The organism is Yoonia sp. MH D7, assembly GCF_054439475.1.
Window position 1 is genome coordinate 2,260,877 of the sequence record NZ_JBTJCF010000001.1, and the last position, 20,010, is coordinate 2,280,886.

Below are 20,010 nucleotides of genomic sequence, written 5' to 3' on the forward strand. Positions count from 1 at the left end.
GTTTCTGTTGATGGGCGGGCGTGCTACGATACCCTGAATTTAACAGATGCATACTTGCGGCGCGTGGTTTTGCCAAGTCGCCCAGATACCGGAGACTTCCATGCCATATCGTGCCCCCGTCGGTGACTACCGTTTTTTGTTGGAAAATGTGGTAGGGTTTTCCCAAGTTGTAGCGACTGACCGGTTTTCAGAGGCCACGCCGGATATGACCGACGCGATCCTGACCGAAGCGGCAAAGATGTGCGAAGCGGTGCTATACCCGCTAAACCGGAGCGGTGATCTGCACCCTGCCCGTCTTGAAAACGGTATCGTGCGTACTTCGCCGGGATTTGATGGCGGCTACAAGGCGATTGCAGAAGGTGGCTGGATCGGCATGTCGGCCAGTCCAGAGGTTGGCGGAATGGGCTTGCCAATGACCCTAACCACGGCTGTGAACGAGATGATGTCGAGCGCGTGCCTGTCGCTGCAATTGAACCCGCTGATGACCCAAGGCCAGATTGAGGCGCTAGAGCATCATGCGTCCGATGCGATCAAGGCGTTGTACCTGCCAAAGCTGATTTCGGGCGAATGGTGCGGAACGATGAACCTGACAGAGCCGCAGGCCGGATCGGATGTGGGTGCGTTGCGTTCCAAGGCCGAACCAAATGGCGACGGGACCTATGCGATCACGGGTCAAAAGATTTACATCAGCTGGGCCGACAATGATTTTACCGACAATATCTGTCACCTTGTGTTGGCGCGCTTGCCCGATGGCGTTGCGGGAACCAAGGGTATTAGCCTGTTTCTCGTGCCAAAGGTGATCCCGAGTGAGGACGGCACATTGGGCGCGAAAAACGATCTGCGTGTCGTGAGTTTGGAGCACAAGATGGGCCTACACGGATCACCCACTGCGGTGATGGAATATTCGGGTGCTACGGGCTGGCTGATTGGCGAGGCCCATGCTGGCATGGCTGCCATGTTCACGATGATGAATAATGCGCGCCTTGGCGTGGGCGTGCAGGGGATAGGCGCGGCTGAGGGTGCGTATCAACATGCGCTGGCTTATGCGCTGGAACGAAAGCAGGGCGGAAAAGGCACGATTATCGAACACGCCGATGTGCGCCGTATGCTTGTCAGTATGAAGGCCGATATTTTTGCTGCGCGCGCGATTGCGCTGATGAATGCTGTGGCGATCGATATGACTGCCGCCACGGGTGAGGCGACATGGAAAGCACGCGCCGCGTTTCTGACCCCTATCGGCAAGGCATTTGGCACCGACGTTGGTATCGAAGTTGCGAACACAGGTGTTCAGGTTCATGGCGGCATGGGCTATATTGAGGAAACAGGTGCGGCACAGTATAGCCGCGATGTGCGCGTGAGTGCTATTTACGAGGGCACCAACGGCATTCAAGCGATGGACCTTGTCGCACGCAAATTGATGGATAACGGCGAGGCGGCATTTTTGATTTTGGACGAGATTGAAGCGCAAGCGGATGCTGCAAAAGCAGCCCATCCTGCGCTCGCCAAATCGGTTTGGAATGCCGCAGAAACACTGCGTGAGACGACCGAGTGGTTGGTCGAGCAAGATCTGACCGACCGTTTTGCGGGGGCTGTGCCTTACTTACGTGCTTTTGCGCGGGTTTTGGGCGGGCATGCGCATTTGGCGGCGGCGATGGCAGGTGACGCGGGGCGCGTGCGGATTGCGACGTTTTATATCAACCGTTTATTGCCAGAGCATGTGGCCCTGTTGGCCCATACCCGCGAGGGTGCAGCGGACCTGATGGCGATTACCGCCGACGATTTGGTATGTTGATGAATAACGACACTCGCAGTATCCGCTATCCGTTTGCTGACCCGCCTAAAACCGGCGAGGCGATAGAAGTGGCTGAGGGCGTGTTGTGGATGCGTATGCCGCTGCCCATGGCGCTGGACCATGTGAATGTCTACGCGCTGGATTGTGGTGATAGCTGGACTGTGGTCGACACTGGGTTTTCGTCGAAAAAGTCCCGCGCCATTTGGGCGGAATTACTCGCGGGGCCACTTGCGGGCAAACCTGTGGGGCGGGTGATCGTGACTCATCATCACCCTGATCATGTCGGGCTTGCGGGTTGGTTTGTGAAGAATGGCGCGGAGCTGGTTATGCCGCGCGTGCCGTGGTTGATGGCGCGCATGCTAACGCTAGATCCACATGATGTTCCGACGCCGGAAACGCTGACGTTTTATCGGCGAGCAGGCATGTCGGAGGAGGAATACGCGCTGCGCGAGGTCGAACGCCCGTTCAATTTTGCCGATTGTGTCGCGCCGATGCCTCTGGGCTTTACCCGCATTTCCGAGGGCGACACGATCACGATCGGCGGCCGCATTTGGGACATTCGCATGGGCAATGGCCATGCCCCCGAACACGCAACATTCTGGAGCCGCGACGACAATTTGGTGATTGGCGGGGATCAATTGCTACCTTCGATCAGCGCTAATCTGGGAATCTATGCGACCGAGCCGGAGGCTGATCCTGTTGCTGAGTGGTTGGAGGCCTGCGTGCGTTTCATGCCGTTCGCGCGTGACGATCAACTGGTTTTGGGCGGGCATAAATTACCGTTCACGGGGCTGCCGCTGCGCCTGCATCAGATGGTCGAGAACCACCATAGTGCGTTGATACGATTGGAAAAATACTTGGATGAGCCTAAAAGCGCAGGGCAGTGCTTTGCGTCGTTGTTCAAACGGAGTATCGGGCGCAGCGAATACGGGCTTGCGCTGGTCGAAGCGCTGGCCCACGTCAACCACCTGCACAAAGCGGGACGCGCGTCGCGCACATTAGGCGACGACGGCGCGTATTATTATCAGGCATTAAGCGGCGATTGAAACAGCGCCACTTGCCGTGACGCGGCATATGGTGTCGGGCGGAATTTCGATCCACTTTGCCGCCGTGCCACACAGCGGCTCGGAGGCCAACGCAAAGCCGCCATTGTCCAATACGCCAGAGCGGTACAGCGTTGGACATTTGCCATCGGAGGCGTGGCGGAAAGCGTAAAGCGTTTCGCCGTCCGAGAACACGCAGGTCAGGCGGATCGGGCCAGCATCGGTTGCGGGACCAATTGCGGCCAAAGTGGCACGCATCGCCGCCGCAGGATCATCGCGCAGACCGTTGGCCAAAAGCGTCAGAAACACCATTTCGCTATCGGTGCTACCACGCTTGGCGGCAAACAGATCATCAGGCAAGGCGGCTTCCATCTGGCGTCTGATGGCAGGAAAATGCGGGATTTGACCGTTATGGCAAAACGACCAATTCTCAAAAGCAAAAGGATGACAATTTGCACGGCTGGTTTCGCCCATCGTGCTAGCCCGCACATGCGCAATGAAATGGTGCGAGCGCACCATGCGGCACAGGTTCGTCAGGTTATCATCGGCCCAAGCGGGCAGAACATCGCGGTAAAGACCGGGGAAACGGGCTTCTCCGTACCACACGATGCCAAAGCCGTCACCATTCACAGCAAGCTTGGCCTCGGTCGCGTGTTGGCTTTGATCCAGTAGCGAATGTGCGGGACGCACGATGATGTTTTCTAGCGGGATGGCAGGTCCGGTATATGCCGCGATCCGACACATACTTAACGTCGCGCCTCGATATGGGTGCGCAGGTGCATGAGCTTATGGCGGGTTAGTGAATGGGTCGCATCTGACATATGGTTTTCCTTACGACGGAGATGTTGTGTTAACTTATCCAAATCCATGACATATTTCATCCCAATTATTGTTGCAGTAGCAAATAGTATTGGGATATAATCCCAATATGGCCCACATTGTTGATACTATCGATCGAAATATTTTAAAAATCCTTCAACGCGATGCAAATGCTTCTGTAGATGCCATTAGTGAGGTGGTCGTGCTGTCGCGCAATGCTTGCTGGCGGCGGATCAAGCAGATGGAGGCCGCAGGGGTGATCAAGGGCCGCGTCGCTCTGGTCAATCCCGCCGCTGTCGGCTGTCCGCTGACAGCGATGGTGATGATCCGCACCAATGCACATGCCGCGGATTGGATGCAAAAATTCCAGATCGCCCTCGCCGCCATGCCCGAAGTTGTGGGCGCCTACCGCATGACCGGAGATCTGGATTATGTGCTACGCGTGCGCGTGGCCGACGTGCCTGCCTATGATGCATTTTACAAAAAATTAACTTCGCGTATTTCGGTTTCGGATATTTCCGCTAGTTTTGTTATGGAAGAGATCAAAGATACAACGGCGGTACCCTTATGACTGATACTAAAGCCCAAGCGACCATTGAAACCTCTGCTGATGCGATGGAAAATCTGCACCTGCCGGGTCTGCGCGAAGTGCATGTAAACGCCGACACCCCCTGCCCTGATGCTGCCAACCTTCCCAAGGCGTTAAAGGAATCAAACGCTAAAAAAAGTCCTGCGCAATGGGCTTACGAGCGGATTATCTTGTATATCCAGCACTTTGAAAAGCAGCTGGATAACGACCATGAGGTCGGTTTGGGGTTTGCAGGTGGTGGTGCGGGCATGATCAAAATCGACGGATTGGGATACTATGACCCCGATATTGTAACCTATTATGGCACCAATGAAAGCGGCGCAAAGACCCAGTTAATCCAGCATGTTAGCCAGCTAAATGTGATGTTAATGGCGAGCCCTAAACAAATCGATCAAGTCGAACCAAACCGGATCGGATTTCAGCTTGCGCGCGAGTTGGATCGCAGCGACGAGACTGCGTGACATACCCACAATAATCGTCTATGCGATTTGCGACAGAGACTTCGTTTAAAAAGGATACCTGATATGGCCGACCACAAGCATGGCGAAATGGATATTTCCGTACAGCAAAAGACGTTTCAAGGCTTTATAAGCATGAGCACAAAAGTTGCACTTTTTTCCATCGGCGTTTTGATTTTTATGGCGCTGGTTAACGGCTAATTCATGCAACGTCGCAGCTTTATTCTTGGTGCGCCTTTGGCGCTGACTGCTTGTGGTGCTGCTAGTGGTACGCAAGTTTGGGCGCAACAAGATGCTGTTGATGCGGCGATTTACCGTGGCACTGGTCCCAAATCGCTGACGCTACTGACTATGTTGAATGTCGGTAGCGACAATGGCGCGCATTCCGCGCTGCTGGTTGACGCCAGCCAGCGTGTTTTGTTTGATCCTGCAGGCAGTTTTCAAAGCCCGACAATCCCGGAACGCAATGATGTCCTATTCGGCATATCGCCAAATATTGAGCAGTATTACATCAGCTACCACGCCCGTGCCTCCTATTATGTACAAGCCCACAAGATAGAGGTTTCGCCAGAGGTTGCTGAGAAAGCCTTGCAATTGGTCTTGGCGAACGGTCCCGTGGCGCAGATGGCTTGCACCCGTGCGACATCTTTGATCCTGCGTCAATTGGCGGGTTTCGAGACGCTGCGGACCACCTACTTTCCTGACAAACTGCGTGACCGATTTGCTGCATTGCCCGGCGTCACGATGCGCGAATTCCGCGAGAACGATGCGGATAATAACGCCGCTGCTGCTGCCGAAATCAACGCAGCCCTTACAGCAGACCAGTAAGCGCCAAGCCAGCGTAAAACGTGACGGCACCTGCGGCCATGCCCCAGACAACTTTCTTTGTCCAATAGGCGACACCAACGGCAGCCAAGGCCGCAAGCAAGCGCACCAGATCGGGTTGCCCGCCCGTCGCCTCGGGCCAGAACACTAACGGTGCTACCATACCTGGCAAAACGGCCACAGGCGTATAACGCAACATCCGCAGCACCAACGGCGGCATGTTTTTTCCGCCAATCAGCCCCAGAAATGAAAACCGGATCAGGAAAGTGCCGACCGCCAAAGTCCCGATGATGAACCAGATCTCGATGGTAGAATAAGTCATGCGCGCGCCCTTTCCATCCAGCTTTCAACCGCCACGCCCGCAGCCATTGCACAGACTGCGGCGATCAATAGTCCGCTACCTGACGGCAATCCGATCAGCAACAGCGCCACCAAGATCGACATCAACGCCGCCGCCAAATGCGCCAAAGTGCGTACCATCGGGGCCACCATCGACAAAAAGGCGATGGGCAAGATGAAATCCAACGCCATTGCATCGGGGATTGCGGAGCCGATCAGCGCACCGATCAATGTTGTCAGCGTCCAGATCGGCGCAATCACCGTTGATATGCCAAGGAAATAATACACACGATCAGACACGCTCATGTCGGGGGAGTCTTCGTATTTGCTCATTGCCATCATATAGGATTGGTCAAAATTCAGATAACTGACCAATGCCCGCTGCCACAACGGCGCGTCACCGATATAGGTTGCAAGCGAGGCCGAATACATCGCCATGCGCAGGTTCACGGCCAGCGCCGCCAATAAAACAAACCCGATTGCGGCGTTATCAAGCATCAATTGCACGGCTGCAAACTGCGCCGCCCCTGCGATCACCAGCACCGTAAAGCCCATAGTCTGCGCCAGCGATAGGCCCGCCTCAATCGCCACAACACCAAAAAGTGTAGCAAAGGGGATAACGATAAAAATGAACGGTAGTCCGTCGCGGATACCCGCCCGAAAGACAGATTTGGTGGTGGCAGCAGTCATCGGTTTCGCCTAGCTTGGATGGAATACACGCCAGACCTACGCGCAGCTTGCAGGAAATACAAATGACAGTTCATGAGTCCTCTGATGCCTATATAATTGCACCGTTATCATCAGGGCAAACACTGACGCGGCAGGTGCAGGGCACTGATCACACCGGCGCCCGTGTTGACCTGAATGTGGTCGAAGAAAAACCACTGACGATCTACCTTAATTCGCGTGAGATCGTGACCGCGATGACAATCGGTGACTATCCTGAATATCTGGCGCTTGGTTTTTTGCGCAATCAAGGCATGCTGCGCGATGCAGATGATTTATTAGGTGTGGATTACGACGCAGAGTTGGAAGTCGCCGTCGTGCGCACCGCCTCAACCACCACGTTCGAGGACAAGCTGGCCAAGAAAACCCGCACCAGCGGCTGCGCAGTTGGCACCGTTTTTGGCGACATGATGGAGGGTCTTGAGGGGGTCACTCTGCCCGCGACACCGCTGCGCACATCGCACCTCTACGCGCTTGCGGCCAAGATCAATACGACCCAGTCGCTCTACCTGACTGCGGGCGCTATTCACGGGACGGTACTGTGCCAAGGTGATCGCACGCTTGTCTATATGGAAGACGTGGGCCGCCATAACGCCGTTGATAAAATCGCAGGTTGGATGTTGTCAGAGGGCGTCGATCCGTCTGACAAAATGCTTTATACCACGGGTCGCTTGACCTCTGAAATGGTGATCAAATGTGCACTGATGGGTATTCCCGCGCTGGCATCGCGGTCGGGCTTTACCGCTTGGGGCGTCGAGATTGCACAACAAGTTGGCCTGACCCTGATCGGACGTATGCGCGGCAAACGGTTTGTGTGTCTGGCGGGCGAAGAGCGGTTGATCCGCGATGCAGACCCCGATCAAGTCGCCGACGAACCACGCAAGTCTGGACGTAAAGGGGCGGACACTTGAAACAACCACTTGGTGTAATCCTCGCGGGCGGACAAGCGACCCGCATGGGCGGCGGCGACAAGGGGCTTTTGCAGCTTGGCAGTCAACCGATCATCACCCATGTGATTGCGCGGTTCGAGCCGCAAGTTGCAGGCCTTGCGTTAAATGCTAACGGCGACGGCGCACGGTTTTCCAGCCTTGGTCTGCCTGTGATCGCCGACAGTATCGCAGGGTTTGCGGGGCCGCTTTCGGGGGTTCTTGCGGGTTTGGATTGGGCGGCTGAAAAAGGGTTTGATCAAATTGTAACCGCCGCCGCCGATACGCCATTTCTGCCCTGTGATGTGGTCCCGCAATTACAGCTTGCAGCCGAACTTGCAGGTGTTGATCTTGCGCTCGCGGCAACCGCCGATGGACGGCAGCCAACCTTTGGTCTTTGGCCCGTGCGCTTGCGTGATGATCTGCGCGCGGCCCTGAATGACGGTTTGCGCAAGGTTATGATGTGGACCAGCCAGCACAATGCAGCAACCGCCATATTCCCCGACAGCGCCGCGTTTTTCAACGTGAACACGCCTGACGACTTGGTCACGGCACAGGCCATGCTATGAGAATATTTGGCGTCGTCGGCTATAAGAACACTGGCAAAACCGGCCTGATGGAACGGCTGGTCACCGAGATCACGCAGCGCGGGTTTTCAGTCTCTACGATCAAACATGCCCATCACAGTTTTGACGTCGATCACGAAGGCAAAGACAGCTACCGGCACCGCACAGCGGGCGCGTCGCAAGTGCTGCTTTCATCTGGCGCACGTTGGGCGCTGATGTCGGAATTGCGCGGTGCAGAGGAACCCGCATTAGACACGCTTTTGACCAAGTTGGATCCCGTCGATTTGATCCTGATTGAAGGGTATAAGCGCGACAGCCATCCTAAGATAGAGACCTATCGCGCTGCCACACACGGCACGTTGCTGGCCCCTAACGACCCAACTATCATAGCGCTTGCCGCCGACTGCCCTGTCATCGCAACGCAGCCGCAATTCGACCTTGATGACACCAAAGCCATCGCTGATTTCATCCTTATGCAGGTTGGGTTATGAGGTTTGATACATATGTTATGGTCGATTGGTCAGGCGGTAATGATCGCGGGCCTAAACCTGTCAAGGATGCGATTTGGACCTGTATTGCAGGACAAGATCCGATTTATTTTCGTAACAGGCAGTTGGTCGAAATTTGGCTGAACGAGCTTTTTCATAATGAGATTGCCGCAGGGCGTCGCGTGCTCGCGGGCTTTGATTTTCCTTTTGGCTATCCGGCTGGATTTGGCAAGGCGGTCACCGGATCTGACGACCCTTTTGCACTTTGGCGCTGGTTTTCTGATCATGTGACGGACACCCCAGACACCAACAATCGTTTTGATGTGGCGGGCAAGTTGAATGGCATGTTTGACGGCATTGGCCCGTTTTGGGGCAACGGGTTAAAACGCAATATTGTGGACCTGCCACGCAAAGGGTTGGCGCGCACAGCAAACCCCTTTGCCGAGAAACGACAGGTCGAAGCTCGCGCCAGAGGCAGCTTTACATGCTGGCAGTTATCTGGCGCAGGCGCCGTCGGGTCGCAAGTGATCATGGGGTTGCCCGTGCTTTATCGCCTGCGCGAAACCTTCAAGACCGACCTTTCCGTTTGGCCGTTTGAAACGCCAGATACACCTATCGTCATTGCCGAAATCTGGCCGAGTATGTTTACGGACGCCGGGCCTGATGACATGATCAAAGACGCTTTTCAGGTGCAGGTCACCGCCAATCACTTTGCACAGATGGCCCCACAAGCTTTGAAGCGGACCATGGACGTCGTCGCCCCGCTGGAGGGGTGGATTTTGGGCGTCATGCAGAACCGACCGCCGCCACTGCGCAACGATTGCTTTGCCATGCCGCAAGGCGCGTATTGGACGCCTGTGGATGATGCCCATGCGCATCTACGCAACCACCTTGCGTGTGTCGTCGGGCACAAAGAAATCCGCATTCAAAAGGCGGCTGGCCGTATTCTTGCCACAGATATCACGGCTAAACGCGCGCACCCACCGACCCCGAATTCTGCCGTTGATGGCTATGGTTTTGCGGGGCCTGCCGAAGCTGGTGAGCGGCAATATACCCTGCTGAACGGACGCGCGGCAGCGGGTGCGCCATACGCGGGCACGGTCCCTGCCGGTCACGCCATTCGCATCCTGACCGGGGCCGCTTTGCCGTCGGGCGTTGACACCGTCGTGCTGCAAGAAGACGTCGCGACCCAAGACACGCAGCTGCTGTTTAACGGGCCGCTACGCCTTGGCGCCAATGCGCGTAAAGCGGGCGAAGATATGGTCCAAGGTCAGACGATCATGGCTGCGGGGCGCATCCTGACCCCTGCTGATCTGGCCACGATCACCGCTGCTGGTGTCGGGCGCGTTTGTGTGAGCCGTCGTTTGCGTGTTGGAGTGTTGTCTACTGGCGACGAGTTGGCACAAGCGGGACAAGCTGCGCGCTCTGATCAAATTTACGACGCCAATCGCCCAATGTTATGCGCCACTGTTGCGGCGTGGGGGCACAAGGTCATCGACCTTGGTTGCGCACCTGATCACCGCAAAAAGCTGCGCAAAACTTTGGATCAAGCGGCCAAAAAATGCGACGTCATCCTGACGTCAGGCGGCGCGTCAGCAGGCGACGAAGACCACATGTCGGCACTCTTGCAAGGCACGGGATCGCTCGCACTTTGGCGGATCGCGATGAAACCGGGACGCCCTTTGGCCCTAGGGTTATGGCACGATACGCCGGTGTTAGGCTTGCCCGGAAATCCCGTCGCGGCGATGGTCTGCGCGCTTGTTTTCGCACGCCCTGCGCTTAGCGTTTTGGCGGGCGGCGACTGGAACGAACCACAAGGCTATCCTATGCCTGCAGGCTTTGCCAAATCCAAGAAAGCGGGACGGCGCGAATATATCCGCGCACGCATTGAGGACGGCAAAGTTGTGGCATTTGCATCCGAAGGATCGGGCCGCGTTTCGGGGCTGTCATGGGCAACGGGCTTGGTCGAGTTAAGCGACGCGGCGCAGAATATTAGCCAAGGTGACCTTGTGCGTTTCATTCCCTTCACAGAGTATGGATTATGATCCTGACCAACGGGATTGCGCCAGAAGATCGGGCAAAAGTCGCCGCGCTTTACTGGGAGGCGTTTGGCACGAAATTGGGCCGTGTCATGCGTCCAGAATGGAAAGCACGCGCGTTTATCGAACAAGTGCTGGACACGGATCACGCGATTTGCGCACATGATACCCATGGCACTCTTTTGGGCGTGGCGGGTTTCAAAACTTATGAAGGCGCGCTTGTTGATGGCACGTTGCGCGAGCTGGCGCAGCATTATGGCTGGGTCGGTGCCACATGGCGGATCGCGCTTTTATCGTTATTAGAGCGCGACACAGAGAATAAAAGGTTCCTGATGGACGGAATTTTTGTGGATGAAGCCGCACGTGGCAAAGGGGTCGGAAGTGCGCTGCTTCGCGCGATTATCGCAGAGGGGCGCAGGCGCGGCTACGCCGAGGTTCGACTGGATGTGATAGATACCAATCCCCGCGCCCGCGCGTTATATGAACGGATGGGGTTTGTCGCCAAAGATACACATTCACTCGGCCCTTTGCGCCACCTGTTTGGATTTAGCGCCGCCACCACGATGGTGCGCGAGGTTTAGCCAGAGCCGATGAGCGCACCAGCTGCAAAGACCAATGCACCGCCCAAAACCACTTGGAACGCAGCCTTCCAAAACGGGGTCTGCATGTAGCGGTTCTGGATCCATGCGATCGCCCACAACTCAACAAATACAACGATCAGTGCGATGGTTGTGGCGGTCCAGAAATCGGTGATCAGATACGGCAAAGCATGGCCCAATCCGCCCACCGTCGTCATGATACCCGCCGCGATTCCGCGCTTGATTGGTGACCCACGACCAGAAATTTGCCCGTCATCCGACGCGGCCTCGGTAAAGCCCATCGAGATGCCTGCGCCAACCGACGCCGCAAGGCCCACGAGGAATGTTGTCCATGTATCTTGGGTCGCAAAGGCCACAGCGAAAATAGGCGCGAGTGTCGAGACAGACCCGTCCATCAGGCCAGCTAACCCGGGCTGCACCCATGTCAGAATGAATTGGCGATGTGCTGCGGTTTCCTCAGCACTACGCTCGCTTTCATCAAGGTGCGTATTCTCCAACTGCGTGGCCGTTTCCGAATGGCCCGCCTCTGCTGCGGCCAGATCACCCAGCAATTTGCGCGTCGCAGCGTCACCCGTGTTGGCCGCTGCCGCGCGATAAAACCGCTCTGCGTCGCGTTCCATCTGCGCGGCCTCGTCGCGGATACGTTCGATGCCAAGGTTTTCGACCAACCAAATAGGTCGTCGCGCGTAAAAGCCAGACACATGTTCACGGCGGATCAGAGGAATAACCTCGCCAAAGCGGGACACGTGCAGGTCGATCAGCAACCGCCGATGGCCGTCCTCTTCTGCAGCCATACCGTCGAATACCGCAGCACTTGCCGCAAAATCCTTGCGCAGCATTTCTGCGTAGCTGCGATAAATGCGAGCGTCATCTTCCTCGCTTGAAATCGCAAGGGCGAGAATTTCCTGTTCTGACAGATCACGAAAACGACGACGGTTTGCAAATCCAGGGATCATGCGGGGACCTCATTATTAGAATGGTTCTAATTTACGCCAATTTTCGACCAATGCAAGCCCCTACAAACAAGAAGGCCCGGCGCATTGGCCGGACCTTTCAGATTGTTTAGTACCGCTTAAAACTCGATGACTGCCCGAATAGACTTTCCTTGATGCATCAACTCAAAGCCGTGATTGATGTCTTCCAGTTTAAGTTTGTGGGTAATCATCGGGTCGATTTCAATCTTGCCATTCATATACCAGTCAACAATTTTTGGCACATCGGTGCGTCCGGAGGCCCCGCCGAAAGCGGTGCCGCGCCAGCTTCGACCAGTGACAAGTTGGAACGGACGGGTCGAAATCTCGGCACCCGCAGGGGCCACGCCGATAATGATGCTTTCGCCCCAGCCCTTATGCGACGCCTCGAGTGCAGTGCGCATGACATCGACATTGCCAGTCGCATCAAAGGTATAATCTGCGCCGCCGCCTGTCAGCTCGACCAGATGGGCCACCAGATCGCCCTCGACCTTGGACGGGTTCACAAAGTGGGTCATGCCAAAGCGTTTGCCCATCTCGATCCGGTCGTCGTTGAGGTCAACGCCGACAATCTGGTCAGCTCCGGCGAGGCGCAAGCCCTGCAATACGTTCAGACCAATGCCGCCCAACCCAAAGACAATCGCCTTTGAGCCGATCTCGACCTTAGCAGTGTTGATCACAGCGCCGATACCCGTCGTGACACCACAACCAATATAGCAAATCTTGTCAAACGGCGCATCTTTGCGCACCTTCGCCAGCGCGATTTCAGGAACAACCGTGTGGTTCGCAAAAGTAGAACAGCCCATGTAATGATGGATTGGCGTACCATCCAGCATCGAAAAACGGGTGGAGCCATCTGGCAACAAGCCCTGCCCCTGCGTGCTGCGGATCGACTGGCACAGGTTGGTTTTCGGGTTCAGGCAATATTCGCACTCGCGACATTCTGGCGTGTAAAGCGGGATCACATGATCGCCCACCTCAAGGCTGGTCACACCTTCGCCAATCTCAATTACGATACCCGCACCCTCATGGCCGAGAATTGCAGGGAAAATGCCCTCTGGATCGTCGCCTGAACGGGTAAACTCATCGGTGTGGCACAGGCCTGTTGCCTTGATCTCGACAAGAACCTCGCCTTTTCGCGGTCCTTCAAGGTTCACTTCCATAATCTCTAGTGGTTGTCCGGCAGCCACAGCCACCGCAGCGCGTGTTCGCATCATTTGTGTCATCCTATTCCAATTTGCGCCAAGGTCGGCCAAACGCGCGCAACAATCAAGCGCGGGCCTCGTAAAAAGGGGAAATTTCGTCGCGTTACAGCCTTGCCAAAGCATCCGCGTCGGGCGCACTCTGGCTATATGAAAAAACTGATTGTTCTTATGGCACTCGCGGCCTGCACCGCCACCACGCCCCCTAACGCAACACCTAGCGCAATCGGTAACCGCTTGCCCACAGGTATGGACGACACCTGCAAGGCGGCGCGATACCACACGTTGCTAAATCAAGATGCGACAGCACTCGAGCGCATTTTAATCTTGGGTGAAGTGCGGGTGCTACGGCCCGGCACAATCTCGACCCAGGATTATCGCCCGACGCGGATGAATTTTCATGTGGGTGAAAACGGGACAATCACGCAAATCGCCTGCGGTTGATGATGGGAAATCAAACGAAGGCCCTGAGACACCGTACTGGGTGGGGCTATAAAACGCTGCCGCAAGAACCTTCGTTATAAATCCTTAGTGATCTTTGATGGTGGTCGGATCAGGGATATGGCGTGGCACATCGGAGGTTGTTTTCAGGCAATATCAGGGCCATGCCTTGATATTAGAAACATTCAGCCCGATGTTCGTACAATGTCCACGAACCAACCAATCCCGCTTCACCAACCGGCACCCGATCAGGTGGTGTTTCACCGCACCGAGTTGAACACGCTGAAGGGCCTATACGGGCGTATGGTCGCGGCGGGAGAATGGCGCGATTACGGGTTGTCGTTTCTGCGCGAAGTCGCGATTTTTTCTGTTTTCAAACGCACCGCCGAGAACCCGATCTATCGCGTGGAAAAGCGACCCGGGATGCGACTTAAACAGGGCCAATTTGCGTTGATCGGGGTCGATGGGCAGGTTTTGAAACGTGGCAATGAATTGCGAACGGTGTTGCAAGCCTTAGAGCGCAAATTGATCCGCGCAGTTGATTAAAACCTTTTGCGAGAGGTCACATCGCCGTCGCCCTGCGCCTTGATACGTAAAATCGCGTTCTCAATCGGCTCATAGGCCGTCGCCATATGATGCGCGTTGGCGTGAATTAACGTTGTCTCGTCAACCATCATCCCCACATGGCCTTTCCAGAAAAACAGATCACCCCGCTGCAAAGGCGCGTCAGGGGCAAGATCGCCGCCAAATGCAATTTCCTGCAAATCACTATCGGCCGCACAGGCGATACCACAGGCGTTCAACGCTGCAGCGACAAGCCCCGAGCAATCAATCCCGCGTGTGGAATTCCCTCCCCAAAGATACGGCACTCCGTAATGCATCTGCGCAATCGTGGCGGGATCGCTGAATGGTTCGGCAATGGGGCGCAAATGTTTCTTTGAGATAAAGCCTTGCGGAGTTTCATAGAACTTCTGCCGCTCGTCAATGACCACCACGCGCGCGCCAAACGGCAACGCCATGACGTCGGGCGCTTTGAACGATTCCTGCGCATAGGCATGGGTCGCAGGCGTCGCTACGAAAAACGTCGGCCAAACAGGCGCGCCCAAATCCTGCACGCGCAGATAGCCAACATAGCCGTCACTTGCCTGCACAAACGCCCAGCCGTCACGGACCTCGAAAACAGTCACAGCCGCGCCCAGCAACACTTGTCGATCACGTTTGCCGTCAGGTGCGGTGTATAAATCTGCCACAGGCGCGACAACGGATTGCGCTGTGCCGTCGACGTAAGTGGCCGCCTCGACTTGCCCTTTCAACCACGCAGCCGCGACCCGCCCGTTTGCCGCCAACAGTCTGCGATCGGTCATAGGTCTAGCAGTTCTGGTAACGCTGCAAGCACTGCGCGCGCGCCCGCACCAACTCCACCCATGGGACGCGCAGGCGCGGCCATCGGGTTCCATCCATAGATATCGAAGTGCATATAGGGGCTTTGCACAAATCGGCGCAGGAACAAGGCGGCCGTTATGCAGCCCGCGAAACCACCCTTGGGCGCGTTGTCCAAATCCGCAATTCCGGGCTCGATCATCGCCTCATAGGGGTCATGGAACGGTAGGCGCCAAACAGGGTCTGCGACCTGAGCCGCTGCCATCGCAAGCGCGCTGGCATGGGCATCGTTATCGGTAAAAAACGGTGACAGATCAGGGCCAACGGCAACCCGCGCAGCCCCCGTAAGCGTCGCCATCGAGATCACCAAATCAGGGGTTTCCTCGTCGGCCAAAGCCAGCGCGTCAGCCAGAACCAAACGTCCCTCGGCATCAGTATTATTGATCTCGACGGTCAACCCTTTGCGGCTGGTCAAAATATCCTGCGGGCGGAACGCATTGCCATCAATCCCGTTCTCGACCGCCGGCACAAGAACGCGCAACCGCAGCTTTAGTCCCAACGCCATAATCATATGCGCAAGGCCCAATACTGTGGCCGCCCCGCCCATATCCTTTTTCATCAAGCCCATGCTTGATCCCGGCTTGATATTCAAACCACCGGTGTCAAAACAGACGCCTTTGCCCACCAGCGTCAGCGTCGGCCCCCCATCCCCCCAGCGCATATCAAGCAGGCGTGGCGCGCGGGTCGAGGCGCGGCCAACCGCATGGATCATAGGGAAATTTGCAGGGACCAAATCGTCGCCTGCAATGACAGTTACAGGCGCGTTATGCTGTTTGGCGAGCGCGCGAAATGCCTCTTCCAACTCCGCTGGCCCCATATCAGAGGCAGGCGTATTGATCAGATCGCGGGTTAAAGCCTCGCCCTCAGCGATGATCTGAATACGCGCCGCATCAATATTATTTGGGGCGACCAACATCGCAGGCGCCGCACCGGGTTTCACATAACGGTCAAACCGGTAACTTTCTAGCAACCAGCCCAAGGCCGCCTCTTCCAACGCGGGCGTAGGCAAATCCGTCACGATGCGGTAGGTTGCCACCGGCAATTTGCGCGCTGCAGACCCGACAAAAAATCGCCCGCGCACACGGGTCGCAGCGGTGCCATAGCCAACTGCAGCGCAGCTAATCCCGCCCTGCGCGTTAGGAACAGCCAAAGTCTGCCCTAACTTGCCGACAAACCCGCAGGTCGCAGCCCAATTCTGGGCCGCGTCTGGCAACTGGTGCAGATCATCCGGCCCCAGAACATAAAGATCGACAGCGGGTGTATCAGCGGCGGCAAAGGCGAGCGACATGGTTTATCCTTAGTGGTTGTTTCACCCTAAAGATGGCCATCACAAAGACAAAGTGCAATGGACCTAATGACGCTCGCGAAACCGCCATACCTGCGTCACGGCCACATCAAACGCCCGCTCTAACCGCGCAAGTGTCGCACTGAGCGCAACACCGTCTTCCTGACGCGCACTGTCGGCGACGAATTTTGCGGCTTCGATCACGTCTGTCAGACCAATTTGCGCCCCGACAGTAGTGATCTGGCGCGCAGGTCGTGCCATCGCCTCGAACGAATGAGCGCGTTTGGCACATTGCAGTGCGTCCAGTTTGAAGGCGATATCTTCTAGCGCACGGCAAACCATTTCTTCGGCCTCATGCGCGCCCTTAGCGGCGAATATAATATCCATAGGTTCAGGATCCAGGCGTATCATTTCGCGGCACCGCAGGTGGGTGACAGATGCACGGGGACGGGCGGGAGCGTTCAAGACCGCAAACTGTGTGTAATTATGTTCCATGGAATTTTTCTAATCCACGATGGTTTTCAGAAGATGAAACAGCCAATTGAAATTAATCAAAATTCGTGAAAATACGGTGTAAGCTTTTGCTAAATTGCAATGGAGTTGCATTTATGAAATTCGCACGCCCCCTGCCCGCGTATCTGGTTCAACGCTATCATGGCTGGAAAGCAACAACATACGACGAGAATAAGGGCTGGTATAAGCGCCTTGCCGAAGACGGGCAGCGCCCGCGTGCGATGGTGATTTCCTGCTGCGATAGCCGCGTGCATGTGACCGCGATTTTTGGGGCCGACCAAGGCGAATTTTTCATTCACCGCAACATCGCCAATCTTGTGCCACCCTACTCACCCGACGGAGCACAGCACGGCACATCCGCAACAATCGAATACGCGGTTTCCGCGCTAAAGGTCAGCCACATCATTGTGCTGGGTCACTCTGGCTGCGGCGGCGTTGAGGGCTGCTACAACATGTGCTCGGGACATGCGCCAGAACTGGAAGAAAAATCCAGTTTCGTAGGCCGTTGGATGGACATCCTGCGCCCCGGATTTGAACGGCTCGCCGAAGGCGACGACGATGCACGCAAACAGCAGCTTGAAAAAGAAGCCATCTTGGTTTCGCTTGAAAACCTGATGACATTTCCCTTTGTGAAATCCGCAGTCGAGTCCGAAACGCTTACGCTGCACGGCGTCTGGAATGAAATCGGCGAAGGCGAACTTGAAGCCTACGACGCCGCGAACGAGACATTTGTGAAAATCTAACCGCGACATGCGGTAAATTTAAGGAAGCGTCCTCTGCTCAAGCTCCGCTCATTTGGTCCTGCGATTGCACGGACCTCACCTGTTGAAGCCATGCGCGCGGGTATTGGTGCATGCATTGGTCTGTTAGTCGCAGGCCTGTTTGTGTTCTCGGCGACGGTTGATCTCGATCTTGGACTTTACCTCGTGGCTCCGTTTGGCGCGACCTCTGTTCTACTATTCGCCGTCCCCAATAGCCCGCTCGCACAACCTTGGTCGGCGATCGTAGGCAATACGTCCGGCGCAGTGGTGGCGGTTGCCGTGTGTCTGGTCATCCCCGACCCCACACTTCGGATCGCCTTGGCAGTAGGTCTGGCGATTGCGGTCACAATGCTGCTGCGCGCGCTGCACCCACCTGCGGGAGCCGTCGCCATGACAGCCGCGATGAGTCCGGACACCATCAATGAGCTTGGGTTTATGTTCGCCTTGACACCCATCGCGCTTGGCACACTCATTCTGGTTGCAATAGCGATCATCTACGGGCGTCTGACGCACCGACACTACCCGTTCAGGCAATTTGACGACCCGAACACCCATGGAACTAGCGACCCATTACCTGTCGAACGGCTTGGGCTCTCGGAAGTTGAACTAACCAACATTTTGGATCGCTACCGACAATCCTTCAACCTCGGTGTCGAAGATCTTGCCCGACTGATCGGGGCCGCCGAAATGCAGGCTGCGTCAAATAACGCTGGCGCGATGACGACAGCTGACATCATGTCACATGACCTCGTGACAATTCGACCAGACACATCATTGACCGAAATTTCCGATCTATTTAGCATACATCGTTTTACGTCACTGCCTGTTGTGCAAGACGATGGGCGGTTTGTCGGGGTAATTTTCCAAATACATTTGATCACGTGTGCCGGCAACAGCAGCAACACTCTACTCGCCGCTGACATCATGAGCAGTAACGGGCCACGCGTCACACCAGAAACGCCAGTTGCAGCCTTATTGCCACTCATGGCCGACGGCGAGGTTGATGCGGTGCCTGTGCTGGTCGGCGACGCGATCGTCGGAATCGTCACACGCACCGACCTGATGGTTGCCCTGGCGCGGATTAGCTTGCGTTAACAGGAAGTCGTAAAACGAAAAAGCCTCGCCTATCGGGCGGGGCTTTTGAAAATCTCATGCAGGCATCTAGCCTTTTTTCAAGCACTCACGCCCCAGCAACTCAGCGATCTGCACCGCGTTTAAGGCTGCGCCTTTGCGCAGGTTGTCTGATACGCACCACAGGTTTAAACCGTTCTCGACCGTCACGTCCTGACGGATACGGCTTATAAACGTGGCAAAATCACCGGCACATTCAACCGGTGTCACATATCCGCCATCTTCGCGCTTATCGATCACCATGATGCCCGGCGCTTCACGCAGAATATCGCGGGCCTCGTCTTCGTCCAAAAACTCTTCGAACTCGATGTTGATTGATTCTGAGTGACCCACAAATACCGGCACGCGCACACAAGTAGCCGTGACCTTGACCGACTTATCCAAAATTTTCTTGGTCTCGACGACCATCTTCCACTCTTCTTTAGTATCGCCACTATCCATAAACGCATCAATATGCGGGATCACGTTAAAGGCGATCTGCTTGGTGAAAACCTGCTTGGGCTTGTTGTCGGTCGGGTTATACATTGACTTGGTTTGATCCCACAACTCGTCCATCGCAGCCTTTCCCGCGCCAGAGACGGCTTGGTAGGTACTGACAACAACGCGCTTGATCGTAGCGCGGTCGTGCAATGGCTTGAGCGCCACAACCATCTGCGCGGTCGAGCAGTTCGGGTTCGCGATAATCATCTTTTTCTTATAGCCATGGATCGCGTCAGGGTTCACTTCTGGCACAATCAATGGAACGTCCGGATCATAGCGATACAGCGACGAGTTATCGATGACAACGCAACCAGCTTTGGCAGCAAGGGGCGCATATTTCTTGGTCGCTTCGGAACCAACGGCAAACAATGCAATATCCCAACCAGTGAAATCAAAGGTATCAAGGTCTTTCGTCTTGAGGGTTTTATCGCCAAAGCTGACTTCCGTGCCCATTGATTTACGGCTGGCAAGTGCTTCGATCTTGTCGATCGGGAACTGACGCTCTGCGAGGATGTTCAGCATTTCGTGGCCCACATTGCCTGTGGCACCAACAACGACGATATTATAACCCATGTGT

The 20,010-nt window shown here is 55.8% G+C and carries 24 protein-coding genes; 15 read left to right on the forward strand and 9 right to left on the reverse strand.

What is annotated here, in order from left to right; translation table 11 throughout:
• Positions 1-100: 100 nt before the first annotated feature.
• On the forward strand, positions 101-1,792 hold the full coding sequence (locus ACXLHR_RS11090) for an acyl-CoA dehydrogenase (protein ID WP_458791496.1): 1,692 nt from the start codon (positions 101-103) through the stop codon (positions 1,790-1,792).
• A complete protein-coding gene (locus ACXLHR_RS11095; RefSeq protein WP_458791497.1) occupies positions 1,792-2,838 on the forward strand; it encodes an MBL fold metallo-hydrolase in 1,047 nt (348 codons plus the stop codon). The genes ACXLHR_RS11090 and ACXLHR_RS11095 overlap by 1 nt, the downstream gene beginning before the upstream one ends.
• Here ACXLHR_RS11095 and ACXLHR_RS11100 read toward each other — a convergent pair.
• Entirely contained in the window at positions 2,824-3,525 is a 702-nt protein-coding gene (locus tag ACXLHR_RS11100) for a class II glutamine amidotransferase (RefSeq protein WP_458791498.1), read from the reverse strand. The genes ACXLHR_RS11095 and ACXLHR_RS11100 overlap by 15 nt on opposite strands.
• Before the next feature lie 238 nt (positions 3,526-3,763).
• Here ACXLHR_RS11100 and ACXLHR_RS11105 point away from each other — a divergent pair, with 238 nt between their 5' ends.
• The 4 genes from ACXLHR_RS11105 (at position 3,764) to ACXLHR_RS11120 (ending at position 5,529) form a co-directional block, all read left to right on the forward strand.
• Complete coding sequence (locus tag ACXLHR_RS11105; RefSeq protein ID WP_458792529.1) at positions 3,764-4,225, forward strand: Lrp/AsnC family transcriptional regulator; 462 nt, start codon at positions 3,764-3,766, stop codon at positions 4,223-4,225.
• On the forward strand, positions 4,222-4,704 hold the full coding sequence (locus tag ACXLHR_RS11110; protein WP_458791499.1) for a DUF6173 family protein: 483 nt from the start codon (positions 4,222-4,224) through the stop codon (positions 4,702-4,704). The genes ACXLHR_RS11105 and ACXLHR_RS11110 overlap by 4 nt, the downstream gene beginning before the upstream one ends.
• Positions 4,705-4,767: 63 nt before the next feature.
• Positions 4,768-4,902, forward strand: a complete 135-nt coding sequence (locus tag ACXLHR_RS11115; protein WP_458791500.1) for an aa3-type cytochrome c oxidase subunit IV — start codon at positions 4,768-4,770, stop codon at positions 4,900-4,902.
• Positions 4,903-4,905: 3 nt separating this feature from the next.
• On the forward strand, positions 4,906-5,529 hold the full coding sequence (locus ACXLHR_RS11120) for a hypothetical protein (protein WP_458791501.1): 624 nt from the start codon (positions 4,906-4,908) through the stop codon (positions 5,527-5,529).
• Here the strand turns inward: ACXLHR_RS11120 and ACXLHR_RS11125 are convergent.
• On the reverse strand, positions 5,513-5,848 hold the full coding sequence (locus tag ACXLHR_RS11125; RefSeq protein ID WP_458791502.1) for an AzlD domain-containing protein: 336 nt from the start codon (positions 5,846-5,848) through the stop codon (positions 5,513-5,515). The two genes, ACXLHR_RS11120 and ACXLHR_RS11125, sit on opposite strands and share 17 nt — an antisense overlap.
• Entirely contained in the window at positions 5,845-6,555 is a 711-nt protein-coding gene (locus ACXLHR_RS11130) for an AzlC family ABC transporter permease (RefSeq protein ID WP_458791503.1), read from the reverse strand. Before ACXLHR_RS11130 ends, ACXLHR_RS11125 begins: the two co-directional genes overlap by 4 nt.
• Before the next feature lie 62 nt (positions 6,556-6,617).
• Here ACXLHR_RS11130 and ACXLHR_RS11135 point away from each other — a divergent pair, with 62 nt between their 5' ends.
• Genes ACXLHR_RS11135 through ACXLHR_RS11155 form a run of 5 tightly spaced genes read left to right on the forward strand, consistent with a single transcriptional unit; the run spans position 6,618 to position 11,191 of the window.
• Positions 6,618-7,502, forward strand: a complete 885-nt coding sequence (locus ACXLHR_RS11135) for a formate dehydrogenase accessory sulfurtransferase FdhD (RefSeq protein ID WP_458791504.1) — start codon at positions 6,618-6,620, stop codon at positions 7,500-7,502.
• On the forward strand, positions 7,499-8,086 hold the full coding sequence (mobA, locus tag ACXLHR_RS11140) for a molybdenum cofactor guanylyltransferase MobA (protein ID WP_458791505.1): 588 nt from the start codon (positions 7,499-7,501) through the stop codon (positions 8,084-8,086). Before ACXLHR_RS11135 ends, mobA begins: the two co-directional genes overlap by 4 nt.
• The gene (mobB, locus tag ACXLHR_RS11145; protein WP_458791506.1) at positions 8,083-8,574 is read left to right on the forward strand and encodes a molybdopterin-guanine dinucleotide biosynthesis protein B; all 492 of its coding nucleotides are present in this window, start codon (positions 8,083-8,085) and stop codon (positions 8,572-8,574) included. The genes mobA and mobB overlap by 4 nt, the downstream gene beginning before the upstream one ends.
• Entirely contained in the window at positions 8,571-10,616 is a 2,046-nt protein-coding gene (locus tag ACXLHR_RS11150) for a molybdopterin-binding protein (protein ID WP_458791507.1), read from the forward strand. The genes mobB and ACXLHR_RS11150 overlap by 4 nt, the downstream gene beginning before the upstream one ends.
• Positions 10,613-11,191, forward strand: a complete 579-nt coding sequence (locus ACXLHR_RS11155; RefSeq protein WP_458791508.1) for a GNAT family N-acetyltransferase — start codon at positions 10,613-10,615, stop codon at positions 11,189-11,191. Before ACXLHR_RS11150 ends, ACXLHR_RS11155 begins: the two co-directional genes overlap by 4 nt.
• Here the strand turns inward: ACXLHR_RS11155 and mbfA are convergent.
• A complete protein-coding gene (gene mbfA / locus ACXLHR_RS11160; RefSeq protein ID WP_458791509.1) occupies positions 11,188-12,165 on the reverse strand; it encodes an iron exporter MbfA in 978 nt (325 codons plus the stop codon). The genes ACXLHR_RS11155 and mbfA overlap by 4 nt on opposite strands.
• 116 nt (positions 12,166-12,281) lie before the next feature.
• On the reverse strand, positions 12,282-13,394 hold the full coding sequence (locus ACXLHR_RS11165; protein ID WP_458792530.1) for an S-(hydroxymethyl)glutathione dehydrogenase/class III alcohol dehydrogenase: 1,113 nt from the start codon (positions 13,392-13,394) through the stop codon (positions 12,282-12,284).
• 138 nt (positions 13,395-13,532) lie between these two features.
• On the opposite strand from ACXLHR_RS11165, the gene ACXLHR_RS11170 reads away from it, so the two are divergent.
• Together ACXLHR_RS11170 and ACXLHR_RS11175 are read left to right on the forward strand one after the other, a co-directional pair.
• Complete coding sequence (locus ACXLHR_RS11170; protein ID WP_458791510.1) at positions 13,533-13,826, forward strand: I78 family peptidase inhibitor; 294 nt, start codon at positions 13,533-13,535, stop codon at positions 13,824-13,826.
• Between the two features lie 201 nt (positions 13,827-14,027).
• Complete coding sequence (locus ACXLHR_RS11175) at positions 14,028-14,369, forward strand: DUF2794 domain-containing protein (RefSeq protein ID WP_458791511.1); 342 nt, start codon at positions 14,028-14,030, stop codon at positions 14,367-14,369.
• On the opposite strand, the gene ACXLHR_RS11180 is transcribed toward ACXLHR_RS11175, so the two are convergent.
• The 3 genes from ACXLHR_RS11180 to ACXLHR_RS11190 all read right to left on the reverse strand — a co-directional run bounded on the left by ACXLHR_RS11180 (position 14,366) and on the right by ACXLHR_RS11190 (position 16,935).
• A complete protein-coding gene (locus ACXLHR_RS11180) occupies positions 14,366-15,187 on the reverse strand; it encodes a C40 family peptidase (protein WP_458791512.1) in 822 nt (273 codons plus the stop codon). The genes ACXLHR_RS11175 and ACXLHR_RS11180 overlap by 4 nt on opposite strands.
• A complete protein-coding gene (locus ACXLHR_RS11185; protein WP_458791513.1) occupies positions 15,184-16,551 on the reverse strand; it encodes a leucyl aminopeptidase family protein in 1,368 nt (455 codons plus the stop codon). Before ACXLHR_RS11185 ends, ACXLHR_RS11180 begins: the two co-directional genes overlap by 4 nt.
• 63 nt (positions 16,552-16,614) lie before the next feature.
• Positions 16,615-16,935, reverse strand: a complete 321-nt coding sequence (locus tag ACXLHR_RS11190; RefSeq protein WP_458791514.1) for a hypothetical protein — start codon at positions 16,933-16,935, stop codon at positions 16,615-16,617.
• A 221-nt stretch (positions 16,936-17,156) separates the two neighbouring features.
• Between ACXLHR_RS11190 and ACXLHR_RS11195 the strand changes: the two genes are divergently transcribed.
• Both ACXLHR_RS11195 and ACXLHR_RS11200 read left to right on the forward strand, forming a co-directional pair.
• On the forward strand, positions 17,157-17,804 hold the full coding sequence (locus tag ACXLHR_RS11195) for a carbonic anhydrase (protein ID WP_458791515.1): 648 nt from the start codon (positions 17,157-17,159) through the stop codon (positions 17,802-17,804).
• A gap of 33 nt (positions 17,805-17,837) precedes the next feature.
• Positions 17,838-18,917, forward strand: coding sequence for an HPP family protein (locus tag ACXLHR_RS11200; RefSeq protein ID WP_458792531.1), 1,080 nt, complete (start codon positions 17,838-17,840; stop codon positions 18,915-18,917).
• 66 nt (positions 18,918-18,983) lie between these two features.
• Here ACXLHR_RS11200 and ACXLHR_RS11205 read toward each other — a convergent pair whose 3' ends face one another.
• Entirely contained in the window at positions 18,984-20,006 is a 1,023-nt protein-coding gene (locus ACXLHR_RS11205; protein ID WP_458791516.1) for an aspartate-semialdehyde dehydrogenase, read from the reverse strand.
• Between the last annotated feature and the right edge of the window lie 4 nt (positions 20,007-20,010).

Bases quoted from the DNA above. Each gene is read 5' to 3' on its own strand.
- ACXLHR_RS11090 (WP_458791496.1), top strand. From the start codon at position 101: ATGCCATATCGTGCCCCCGTCGGTGACTACCGTTTTTTGTTGGAAAAT.
- ACXLHR_RS11095 (WP_458791497.1), top strand. From the start codon at position 1,792: ATGAATAACGACACTCGCAGTATCCGCTATCCGTTTGCTGACCCGCCT.
- ACXLHR_RS11105 (WP_458792529.1), top strand. From the start codon at position 3,764: ATGGCCCACATTGTTGATACTATCGATCGAAATATTTTAAAAATCCTT.
- ACXLHR_RS11110 (WP_458791499.1), top strand. From the start codon at position 4,222: ATGACTGATACTAAAGCCCAAGCGACCATTGAAACCTCTGCTGATGCG.
- ACXLHR_RS11115 (WP_458791500.1), top strand. From the start codon at position 4,768: ATGGCCGACCACAAGCATGGCGAAATGGATATTTCCGTACAGCAAAAG.
- ACXLHR_RS11120 (WP_458791501.1), top strand. From the start codon at position 4,906: ATGCAACGTCGCAGCTTTATTCTTGGTGCGCCTTTGGCGCTGACTGCT.
- ACXLHR_RS11125 (WP_458791502.1), bottom strand. From the start codon at position 5,848: ATGACTTATTCTACCATCGAGATCTGGTTCATCATCGGGACTTTGGCG.
- ACXLHR_RS11130 (WP_458791503.1), bottom strand. From the start codon at position 6,555: ATGACTGCTGCCACCACCAAATCTGTCTTTCGGGCGGGTATCCGCGAC.
- ACXLHR_RS11135 (WP_458791504.1), top strand. From the start codon at position 6,618: ATGACAGTTCATGAGTCCTCTGATGCCTATATAATTGCACCGTTATCA.
- mobB (WP_458791506.1), top strand. From the start codon at position 8,083: ATGAGAATATTTGGCGTCGTCGGCTATAAGAACACTGGCAAAACCGGC.
- ACXLHR_RS11150 (WP_458791507.1), top strand. From the start codon at position 8,571: ATGAGGTTTGATACATATGTTATGGTCGATTGGTCAGGCGGTAATGAT.
- ACXLHR_RS11155 (WP_458791508.1), top strand. From the start codon at position 10,613: ATGATCCTGACCAACGGGATTGCGCCAGAAGATCGGGCAAAAGTCGCC.
- mbfA (WP_458791509.1), bottom strand. From the start codon at position 12,165: ATGATCCCTGGATTTGCAAACCGTCGTCGTTTTCGTGATCTGTCAGAA.
- ACXLHR_RS11165 (WP_458792530.1), bottom strand. From the start codon at position 13,394: ATGCGAACACGCGCTGCGGTGGCTGTGGCTGCCGGACAACCACTAGAG.
- ACXLHR_RS11170 (WP_458791510.1), top strand. From the start codon at position 13,533: ATGAAAAAACTGATTGTTCTTATGGCACTCGCGGCCTGCACCGCCACC.
- ACXLHR_RS11175 (WP_458791511.1), top strand. From the start codon at position 14,028: ATGTCCACGAACCAACCAATCCCGCTTCACCAACCGGCACCCGATCAG.
- ACXLHR_RS11180 (WP_458791512.1), bottom strand. From the start codon at position 15,187: ATGACCGATCGCAGACTGTTGGCGGCAAACGGGCGGGTCGCGGCTGCG.
- ACXLHR_RS11185 (WP_458791513.1), bottom strand. From the start codon at position 16,551: ATGTCGCTCGCCTTTGCCGCCGCTGATACACCCGCTGTCGATCTTTAT.
- ACXLHR_RS11190 (WP_458791514.1), bottom strand. From the start codon at position 16,935: ATGGATATTATATTCGCCGCTAAGGGCGCGCATGAGGCCGAAGAAATG.
- ACXLHR_RS11195 (WP_458791515.1), top strand. From the start codon at position 17,157: ATGAAATTCGCACGCCCCCTGCCCGCGTATCTGGTTCAACGCTATCAT.
- ACXLHR_RS11205 (WP_458791516.1), bottom strand. From the start codon at position 20,006: ATGGGTTATAATATCGTCGTTGTTGGTGCCACAGGCAATGTGGGCCAC.